Annotated in this window: 8 protein-coding genes and 2 pseudogenes; 3 read left to right on the top strand and 7 right to left on the bottom strand. The window is 37.8% G+C overall.

What is annotated here, in order from left to right; translation table 11 throughout:
• On the top strand, positions 1-293 hold a 293-nt coding region (locus ADA55_RS17335), incomplete at its 5' end, for a YetF domain-containing protein (protein ID WP_048686172.1).
• 302 nt (positions 294-595) lie between these two features.
• A pseudogene (locus ADA55_RS31435) lies at positions 596-775 on the top strand (IS110 family transposase); the annotation flags it as partial.
• Between the two features lie 385 nt (positions 776-1160).
• On the opposite strand, the gene ADA55_RS17330 reads toward ADA55_RS31435, so the two are convergent.
• The 5 genes from ADA55_RS17330 to ADA55_RS17310 form a co-directional block, all read right to left on the bottom strand.
• A complete protein-coding gene (locus ADA55_RS17330; protein ID WP_309247797.1) occupies positions 1161-1373 on the bottom strand; it encodes a hypothetical protein in 213 nt (70 codons plus the stop codon).
• Between the two features lie 11 nt (positions 1374-1384).
• Entirely contained in the window at positions 1385-2569 is a 1185-nt protein-coding gene (locus ADA55_RS17325) for a Ger(x)C family spore germination protein (RefSeq protein ID WP_048686167.1), read from the bottom strand.
• Between the two features lie 28 nt (positions 2570-2597).
• Positions 2598-3695: a GerAB/ArcD/ProY family transporter gene (locus ADA55_RS17320; RefSeq protein ID WP_176474560.1), complete on the bottom strand. Its 1098-nt coding sequence runs from the start codon at positions 3693-3695 to the stop codon at positions 2598-2600.
• Positions 3696-3732: 37 nt separating this feature from the next.
• The gene (locus ADA55_RS17315) at positions 3733-5304 is read right to left on the bottom strand and encodes a spore germination protein (protein WP_081088780.1); all 1572 of its coding nucleotides are present in this window, start codon (positions 5302-5304) and stop codon (positions 3733-3735) included.
• 457 nt (positions 5305-5761) lie between these two features.
• Positions 5762-5992 carry a hypothetical protein gene (locus ADA55_RS17310; RefSeq protein ID WP_048686165.1) on the bottom strand — a complete coding sequence of 77 codons (231 nt, stop codon included), beginning with the start codon at positions 5990-5992 and terminating at the stop codon, positions 5762-5764.
• 995 nt (positions 5993-6987) lie between these two features.
• Between ADA55_RS17310 and ADA55_RS31430 the strand changes: the two are divergent.
• Positions 6988-7092: pseudogene (locus tag ADA55_RS31430) on the top strand (Tn3 family transposase); the annotation flags it as partial.
• A 297-nt stretch (positions 7093-7389) separates the two neighbouring features.
• Here ADA55_RS31430 and ADA55_RS17300 read toward each other — a convergent pair.
• Positions 7390-8073: a DUF421 domain-containing protein gene (locus tag ADA55_RS17300; RefSeq protein WP_048686163.1), complete on the bottom strand. Its 684-nt coding sequence runs from the start codon at positions 8071-8073 to the stop codon at positions 7390-7392.
• 678 nt (positions 8074-8751) lie between these two features.
• The coding region (locus tag ADA55_RS17295) for a phospholipase D-like domain-containing protein (protein ID WP_065421179.1) at positions 8752-10224 on the bottom strand (1473 nt) is incomplete at its 5' end.

Genomic DNA, 10224 nt, shown 5'->3' with positions numbered 1-10224 from the left:
CAGTTCGCGAAGTCAAATACGGTATATTGGAAGCTAATGGGCAAATAAGTTTATTATTAAAATCCAAGTATCAAAAACCAGACAAGCAAGATCTCAATTTTCCAGAAAGTCCAGTAGACCTCCCAACATCGTTAATTATAGATGGGGAAATTTTATGGGATAATTTACATGAACTCGGATTTGATCAACAGTGGTTAGATAACCAATTAACTACCAATGGATATGATAATGTAAAGCGTATACTTTACGCAGATTGGCGAGAGAGTGAAGGCATACATGTAAGTCCTAAATAAAATTTGTTAGGATAGGAGCACATCAATTTTCTTGGTGAATATAATGTGGATTTAAAAAAAGATGAACCAGAGAATCCGTTTTATGAATTTATCTGATAGGGTGTTTGTTATTCTTTGGTTTTCCACAATCGGGCGCAATTCTTGATGTCTTAAAGGCAGCTTTTTTGTATGCAACTATCGGGGCAGCATTCCTGTAATGAATGAAAATGAGATTTTAGCACAAAAAGACCCCTTGATATGATTAAAGTGTCCCAAAGCTTGCCAGCGAAAAGGACAACATCATCATAATCAGGAGGCCTATCATGAATTATAACCAAAACAAGAAAATCGCTCAAATTACTTCTGAAACACTTATTATCGGTGTGGATACCGCAAAATTCAAGCATCAGCCAGAGCTCAAAACTTTAGAGGATTAGAGTTTGGTTCACCCTGTTACTTCGAAAATACGAAAGAAGGATTTCGGCATTTTCTGGAATGGATCTCGCAAGTAAAAAGTGATCATGAAATGGACCAAAGCCATTGTTGGCATGGAGCCAGTACCGAATTGACCAGCGTTTGTAAAATTACCTGCTTGATTTTTCTTTTCCATCTGAAATCACGGTAGTATCCGGATAAAAAAACTTTAAATTTTTACCAATAAAATTAAAAAGCAAGGAATACCACCGTCATAATAATCGTTTGACCACGAATCATTTTCGCTCCATCTGACAGTAAAAACATACTTGTCGAATCACTTACTTCAACCATTCTTCTTGCAGGCGTTTGTACAGTCGCTTCTAAAGTATTTCCTGCTAATTAAACATAATTCCCAGTTGAAAGACAAAAATTATCTCTCTTTCAAACAAAATTTATTTCTCCCTTTTAACATTACTTTTCCAAAAGCTTGCCTAAGGGCTTAAAAATCACATCCATCAAGTGAGTAGGTCCTGGCATATCCGGAAAGAAAACGAGAAGGACGGCTAGCAGCCATCCTGCTATTGTCAATGTCACAAATGCCCGTTTTTCCTTCTTCTGATTCTTATTCATTTTTTGCCATTCATATAGCGTCATGAGAATAGCAACTACGGTTATACCGAACACAAATGCCCACCTCAATTTCCTATCACCTCTTTTTCCGGTACTCCTTGCGGTGAAGTAGACATTCCTGGTCTCCTTATATACGCTTTACTTTTGATTTCAACCTCTATTTCTGGAAATTTCTCGCCCCAATGATCCTTTACATTTGACCACTGATCTGGATATTGACGGTGAAACGCCTCTGCAAAACCCAAAATGTCTGTTTCCATCTCATTTTGAAGTTGTTCAAGCATTATTCGAATTCGTTGTTCAATTTCTTGTTCTAATTGCCTTTCAAGCTTTTTCACAATCCTTGGATTCATAAGATTTAATTTTGTTTCGTTATCCACTACATCATCTTCCGTCACAATTTTAACCGTCATTTTCCAGTTCCCGTTCTCAATTTTAGGAATTAGCTTCGTACGGGAACGAAGGAGATTGAATGAAATATGGTCTTTAGCACCTTTTGGCTTAACGGTTACGGCGGATAATTCGATTTCATTTCTTACCCATAATAATCCCCTTGTTACTTTATCGTCGATTACCCCTACCATGTTATCTTTTTTAAAAACTGCCGTTCCGTTCACACTTAAACCACCTTTCTGTCCTACCTCTATCAAAGGAAGTGCCGCCGCTCCCGCCTCGCTACTTAACATCTGCAACAAGTCTTTCACGGTTACACTCATTCCCACTTTTAAGTTTGCTAGGTCTCTTGCAAACTCTGCTGAACTTTTCTCTAAATCAGGATTATCTTTCAAAACATCTATGGCTTTACCGTCAGTGACAAATGTATATGCCCTGATTGGTGGATCTGGGGAACGTGCGAAAAAATCAATGTGCTTCTGAATCCCTTCTTTAGCTAGTTTTTCGCCTATGATGATTACCTGGTTATGTCCCCAGAAAATACGGCGGGAAAATTTTTCCTGAAGAAGTGACATGGCATCGAAAATTGTAGTACCCGTTGCTTTTTCAACGATCATCGTTTTACCTCCTCCACCTTGACCACCCCCCATTTGTCCTCCTCCCATCGCTTCAGGAATAGCTATTTGTACAGAAAGCACTATCTTATCCTCAGCTGTTTTATCAAGTCCTGCTGCCAAAACAATTCCTATGTTATTGATTTCTACTCGATCCCAGCAGCCTGCAAGCAAGAGGGTAGATGAACAAATTGAAAAAGTGAGCATTAGTTTTACTGCTTTCGTTAAAGAAATAGTATTCATCATTTTCCCCTTTCAGGCACACAGCTGATTAGTTGGGCTTTTTAGAAGTTTTTTTACACAGAACAGCAAGTAACAACAATACAATTGGTATAATCGTTTGAATGAAAATGGCATAAAAAGGCCAAGTAGTGCTCAATGAATGAGTGAGTTCCTGTAAATTCGGGGCCGACCAAATGCTGACTAGAACTAATAGGAAACCAAGCGGAAAAACGATTGGCCGGTGATCAGATAAATTTAACCATTGAGCAGTACCAATTACAATGGCATAATAGAAGACTGAAATTTTGATAAACGTACCAGAGACCCAAATCGCCATCACTATAGAGTCAAGGTGTTGGAGAAAATCGGCTAGGTTTATATACCGGGCAGCACTCATGACTGGATAAGTAAAAGTAGCTGTAATGTCCCCAAATAAAAAAAGAGAAAACAAATTGGTTACCACCATAGTAAGCATCACAGCAAACACCGAGATCATGCCCCATTTCAATCCTTTTTCTTTTTTATCTAAAAATGGGAGTAAGAAAGAGATGAGAAAGAATTCGGTAAACCAACTTGATGGAACAACAGCTCCTTTCAGAGAAGGCATAATTCCTTTCTCCATGACAGGATATAAATTCTTAGGTTCAAGATCCGGGATAAGTAATATAACGATGACTAGAAGCAATATAATAACCACCGGAACAAGAAATTCTGCACTTCTCGCTATTACTTCAAGTCCGCCGTGTACGGAAAAGGCGCAGACTAGTACCATGCTTCCAATTACAACGATCATTGGAGTTTTTGTCATAAAATTTCCAACGACAAATTCCCCGTACTCCCTTAATACAATTCCATTTGTATGTAAATAAAAGAATAGGAAAACAAACCCGGTAATTTTTCCTGGAATCCATCCTAAAATTTTCCCACTATATTGGATGACTGTCTGCCCCGGAAAGCGCCTATTCAATTGTTGTGCAATATAGACAGAGAGAAAACCGGCGAAAGAAGCCCAAATTGGCGATAACCACATGTCTTGTTTTGCGAATTTTCCCGTAATGGCCGGAACTAAGAGAATAGCCGTTGCCATAATCGTCGGATAGATTATGATGGCCATCTGCAGAGCGCTAATCCTTCCTTTCTCAATCATCTCGTATCACCTCAATACATAATAAAAGATTTGCGGTTTACATTTTACCCCTACTAGTCGGATCAGGCTTCTGCCCAGTGGATTGTCGATATTTATTGTATTCCCCTGTTAATGGAGTCCTTGGATTCAGCTTCCACCATGGGGCACGTGTAAGCACATCTTTTAAATCACTACTTTTCATCGGAGCTACTGGGCTAAGATACGGTACACCAAAAGAACGAAGCGTACATAAGTGGATGATTATTGTGATGGTCCCAAGCATTATTCCAAGCATCCCTAGTGTCCCGGCAATAAGAATCATTGGAAAACGAAGCATACGAATCGCGATTGCTGCCGGATACCGTGGAATCGTAAAAGAGGCGACGCCTGTAATCGCAACGACTATAACCATTGGTGCAGAGACAATTCCCGCGGAAACAGCAGCTTCACCTATGACAAGAGCCCCGACAATGCTTACTGCACCCCCGATCTGTTTTGGAAGTCGTAACCCTGCTTCACGCAACGCTTCAAACATGACTTCCATGATTAAAACTTCAACGAGAGCAGGAAATGGAACATGCTCTCGAGAGGCAGCCATACTAATCAAAAGGTTCGTCGGAATCATCTCATGGTGAAAGGTGATTAACGCTACATACAAGGCAGGGAGGAACAGTGAAATCACAAGGAAAAGGTAACGAAGCCATCGAATAGCCGTCCCAATCAAGAATCGTTCATAATAATCCTCACTTGATTGCAGTAAAGAATAAAAAGTTGAAGGCACAACGATAGAAAAAGGAGTGCCATCTACTAAGATGGCCACACGTCCTTCAAGAAGGTTTGAGGTAACTACATCAGGGCGCTCAGTCGCTAAAACCTGAGGGAAGGGGGATGATGGGTTGTCTTCAATAAGCTCTTGTATCACTCCGCTTTCCAATATTCCGTCAATTTCAATTCGGCTTAGCCGGTTTTGGGTTTCTTCTATTAAAGTCCTATCTGCAATTCCTTCCATATACGCGATAACAACCTTTGTTTTGGTGTAACGACCTATCTCAATTGATTGCATTTTTAGTTCAGGACTTCTTATTTTTCTTCGAAGTAAGGAAGTGTTTACCCGTAAGGTTTCCACAAATGCTTCACGTGGTCCCCTGACGACCATTTCAGCTGATGGTTCCTCAACTGAACGTTTTTCCCATTTTGAGAGGCCTAACGAAAAGCCCGTTTTCCTCTTATCTACCAGTATCACTGGATTTCCCGAGGAGATTTCCTGTATACACTCAGAAAATGTTTTGATTTCTTTCACATTGGAAACAGATATTTTCTTTTCGATCAGACTATTAACGTTGTAGAATTCCTCCTCAGTGTTCTGCATAAGTGGAGAAAGTACATTGTCATCTATTTCTTCAATGTTTGACAAACCTTCAATGTAAAGTAGAATGGATTTATCTTTTCCACCTATGAAAAAAGGACGAAAGATAACATCAGAGCAATCTTTATATATAGAGCGGAACTTGTTTTCGTTATTAGCCAAGTTATCAAATAGCGGATCTTGTTCTTGCTTGAATTGTCCCACTGTTGGAGTTTTTTTCGCCATTTTAGATTTCAACGATTTCCGCCACAAATGATTCATCATGGTCATCCTTTCCCATCCCAATAAAAAACACCATTCTTTATAGTTTTGTTTTATGTGAGTATATTTATACCTAAACGGAGTATATCCAAATAGAGAAGTCGTGAGTAATAATTAAATGGCTTTATTCGATGAGGATATAAAAAACCTATATTTCTGAATTATTATGCTGGTATGTTACCCCAGCTTTCTCCTTAGATATTTCCGCCTAGGAAGAACCATTTCTTAATGAAATGGGTTCTTTTTTGTAACTAACTAAATGGGCTGGGTTGGAAATTAACTATGTTCGTAAAAGTACACTTTACGAAAGGATTTTAATTAATTACTTATTCTAAGAAGTGTTATGGTAACTGAACTATAAAAATAAAAAGATTTATTTGTTCATTGAACATTATTACAAAGTTACAACTGAACAAAAAAATACCACCGTTAGAAGTGGCACTCGAAAAAGGACTTTTATTTAACCATCGAAATAAATATGAGAATTTAAGTTTATGCTTAAACTGATCTTTCTATATAATGCAATAACTGGTTTATTTTTAATTTCCCAATCTTCAGTACTTATCATAGGGATATGGTATTCCCTTTCCATTTCGGTCATTAACTCAATCAATAGATGGCTTCTCATAGGCTCTTTTACTAAAAGAATAATTTCCTGATATTCTTCGTCTACTTTCGCTAATGTTTTCATACTATTGTCCCCTCCATAGTCCGTGGGAATTATACCTTTCCCTAGTATGTTTAATCTTCTCCAATCAAGCACCGCCCTAGTCTTACTAGGTCACTTGCAATGGAAGTTCGTAATGGGACATTCTCCCTGAAAAGAAGTGCTCAAATAGGAAAAAGAGGAATTGACTTCTAAGGCCAATTCTTATCGAATTATTTTTATATATATATTGGAGTTATTACCTCATTGATGACAAGACAAATTTTTGGATACGTAATGGATGGTACGATGCATATAACCAACAAAGAATGGAAAAAAATGAAGGACGAGAGTCAGGGAGATGAAGAGTTTCGGTTGCCCCTGAGCGTTTCGCCCTTCGTAGTTAATATACTCCATTTCGTAAAAGATATACGAAGATTGTAAAATGAACAAATCTCGTAGGGGCAAGGATCTAGGCGTCACTCGTTACAATCTTACAATGATCCCGATAAGTCCAATTGGATAGAATCCAGGGAAAGCGTAAAGGGAGTATTGTCCGGCATTCAATCCCTGCAACCATCATCTGAAAGGATTTTATTACTTAGGTTTGCTTCCCCAACCATCTCTCACAAAACGAACCCGAACTCCGTTTGCTGCTTTCTCGACCAGCAGTTCTGTGATTCGATTACCAATTTTGGTCGTTCCGATAGATGTATTATTCCAAATAAATGTTTTTTGGGCTGATTGTAAGGATTCGATGAGTTGTTCATACTTTGCTATTCCATTGTTAAGTACTTGAACTTGGCCGATTCGAAGCCCATGCGGTGAAATGCCGTAAAGCATCAACGATTACCGAGGCTGAATCACTATATATATCAGGTAATTTGTCAGCTATTATGAGAGGATGCCAATTTTTACCGAAGAAATTGCTTAGGATTTGATGTGCTGAGATATAGCAAGAAACCAATGATAGGCAAAATAAGTCCGATTGTTATCCAATTTAAAGCCTTGGCAGGACGAACTTCCCAGATTGCTATCCTTTGATGGAAGGGGTTCTTCGTCATTGTACGGACATGGAAGTAGACCGAAATTATGTCGATACACATGGACAAAGTGTTGTTGCTTTTGCTTTTTGCCATCTACTTTAAATTGATGCCACACTTCAAATATATTGGTTCTCTAAAGTTTCGTAGTTTTCATTATTCTGTTCGGTGACCAAAAGATCAGCTAATCTCTTGTCATGATATTAGCTGGTCTTTGTAATGAACACTTAGACGTGAAAAGAGCGTACTCCTTACTCCGAAAAAGCGCCTGATTGTGGAAGGCCAAAGAATAACAAACGCCCTATCAGATAAATTTTTAAAACGGATTCTCTGGTTCATCTTTTTTAAATCCACATTATATTCTATCAAGAAAATTGATATGCTTTTATCCTACAAATTTCATTTGGGACTTATATGTATGCCTTCACTCTCTCTCCAATCTGCGTAGAGTATACGCTTAACATTATCATATCCATTGGTAGTTAATTGGGTATCTAACCACTGTTGATCAAATCCGAGTTTATGCAAATTATCCCATAGAATTTCCCCTTCTATAATTAACGATGTTGGGAGGTCTACTGTACTTTCTGGAAGATTGAGGTCTTGCTTGTCTGGTTTCTGATACTTGGATTTTAATAATATACTTATTTGCCCATTAGCTTCCAATATACCGTATTTGACTTCGCGAACTGAAAAAACATTATTTTGTCGAAGTATACTTAATACTTGATTTACATCCAATTTGTTCTTTTTAAGTAACTTTCGATCCATGACACCATCCCGAATGATGATGTTAGGATTGCCTAATAAGAGAGAACGTGTCGATTTATTTTTTAGAGTCATATACTCTATTCCCAACATAAGAAACGTCCACAATCCGATGGCATATAAAAAGTGAAAAGTACTTACCTTATCTTCATAAATGGTATTTCCTAAAAAATCTCCAAGTACTAACACAAAAACTAAGTGAAACGGGGTTAACTGAGAGATGGATGTTCTGCCTGTTATGATAATGATAAAAAATAAGGTGACAAAGCCTACGATGGTTTTGATTGTCAGTAAACCAATACTAACTTCTTCCAAAGTTTTTTCCTCCAATTTAAATTTTACTTAGTAGTAAGATCTTGAAGTTTAGATAAAAAGGCTAGTTTTAGTATTAAAGCTCGAGTTCCTATTCCAACGATGATGTAATATATGAATGAATAACTGTATCTCCACTCAAAATATCGAACCAAGGTAGGAATGCAATGGGGTAATCCCAAAAACTATATTGTGCACCAACTACATCTAATAAGGTTGTTGTCAAGATAATTATGGTACCAAAAAACAAAATTTCTAAAATAATGTCTCGTTTAACGAGTTTAGCCCATAGAACCCAAGGCACAACTAAAAAACCGACTAGTATCCACTATTCCCAAGTTAAAAACTCATTCTTTAGCCAATCATTTAGTTCTATAAGGTACGGTTTATCTTCTAATAAACGTATTTCCTTAAGATTTTCAAATATATTATCTATTGATATCCCCCTATATTTCAATTAAAGGTAACAGATATTTTTGAATTCAAACTCTTTGAGCTGCCTTTTTAGTATTACCGTTTTTTAGTAATGAATTTCCATCGTAAATAAGAAAAAAACCCATGTTGAAAGTTCTTCTTACACGGGTTTTCGACTTTTTTCAAATGAATCAGAAATATTTTAAAAACAATGAAATTTTTTAAATCTAGATTTAAGATAGAACAATAAAAACAGGATACATCAACTTATAATAATGGAGAAAGCAGGCGAGAACCCTGTTCAACAATGCGCTCGGTCAGGGATCGTTGCAACAAGTCTTCAATTCTTAATGATACAGAATCAGTAAGATCCCTCTCGAACTGCTCTGTGAGTTCCCTTGCCACATCAGCACTGTACACGACTTGACACACTTCATAATTCAGGCGAAAACTTCTCATATCATAGTTTGCTGCGCCTACTTCTGCAATTTCCTCATCAATGATCATCAGTTTCGCATGTAACATTCCTTTATCATACTGGTAGATTTGGACCCCAGCTTCTATAAGTTCCCCGTAATAGGTACGACTTGCAAAGCCCACGATTTTTTGATCAATATGGCGAGGAACAAGTAATCTTACGCGTACACCACGAGCCACAGCTGTCTTTAATGCCATAATAATATCTGTTTCTGGTATAAAGTAGGGCGTTGTTATATCAATGGTTTTGGTCGCTTGTGTTATTAATATAAAGTAAGCTTGACGAATAACTGGTGTAGGAATTCCAGGGTTTCCTTCCAACGTATGGATGTATGCTTTTTGCAATCCTCCTGTCTTTGTTTGGGTATTGTCTGTTTTACCTTCTATAGGCCATAACTCAGATCCTAATTCGGCAGACCATCTTGAAAGATCTATGCTCCCGGTTGGATTGATTTCCTTTGATTTATATTTTGGGATTTTAGTGGGCTTTTTCGTTGCCTCAGATTTTGTTTTTGACTTTATCCGTTCTGGTACAGCGATATTCCAATGAACGTCGAAGATAGTCTGCAAGTCGCCTGTTGCTTCCCCTATAATTTGCAAATGAGTGTCCCTCCAAAATCCTACGTCTGGCTTTAATCCTGTATATTCATACCCAACGTTCATACCCCCAGTAAAGGATTCCTTTCTGTCAATCGTGACAATCTTACAATGATCCCGATAATTCCAATTGGACAAAATCCAGGGAAAGCTTAAAGGAAATATTGTCCGACATTCTATCCCTGCTTCCACCATCTGAAGAATTTTTTGACGCGGAAATTTTTTACTCCCCCAACCATCTCTAATAAAACGAACCCGCACTCCATTTACTGCTTTTTCGATCAGCAGTTCTGTGATGCGATTACCAATATGGTCATTCCGATAGATGAAATATTCCAGATCAATGGTTTTTTTGGCTTTTTGTAGGGATTCGATAAGTTGTTCATATTTTGCTATTCCATTGTTTAGTACTTGGACTTTGCCGACTCGAAGCCCGCCTACAGTAAAATACCTTAAAGCATCGGCGATTATCGATGCTGAATCACCATATGTATCAGGTAACTTATTAGACTCATTATGAGAAGAGGTCAATCTTTTACGATGAATAAGCTTGGGATTTGATATGCTAAGATATAGTAAGAAACCAATGACAGGCAAAACAAGGACGATTACTATCCAATTCAAAGCTTTGGCTGGCCGCCGAACTTCCCAAATTGCTATGAATAA

Origin of the sequence: Bacillus sp. 220_BSPC, from assembly GCF_001054655.1 — a bacterium.
GTDB lineage: Bacteria > Bacillota > Bacilli > Bacillales > DSM-1321 > Peribacillus > Peribacillus frigoritolerans.
This window is presented reverse-complemented; position numbering and strand designations above follow the sequence as displayed.

Bases quoted from the DNA above. Each gene is read 5' to 3' on its own strand.
- ADA55_RS17325 (WP_048686167.1), bottom strand. From the start codon at position 2,569: ATGAATACTATTTCTTTAACGAAAGCAGTAAAACTAATGCTCACTTTT.
- ADA55_RS17320 (WP_176474560.1), bottom strand. From the start codon at position 3,695: ATGATTGAGAAAGGAAGGATTAGCGCTCTGCAGATGGCCATCATAATC.
- ADA55_RS17315 (WP_081088780.1), bottom strand. From the start codon at position 5,304: ATGATGAATCATTTGTGGCGGAAATCGTTGAAATCTAAAATGGCGAAA.
- ADA55_RS17310 (WP_048686165.1), bottom strand. From the start codon at position 5,992: ATGAAAACATTAGCGAAAGTAGACGAAGAATATCAGGAAATTATTCTT.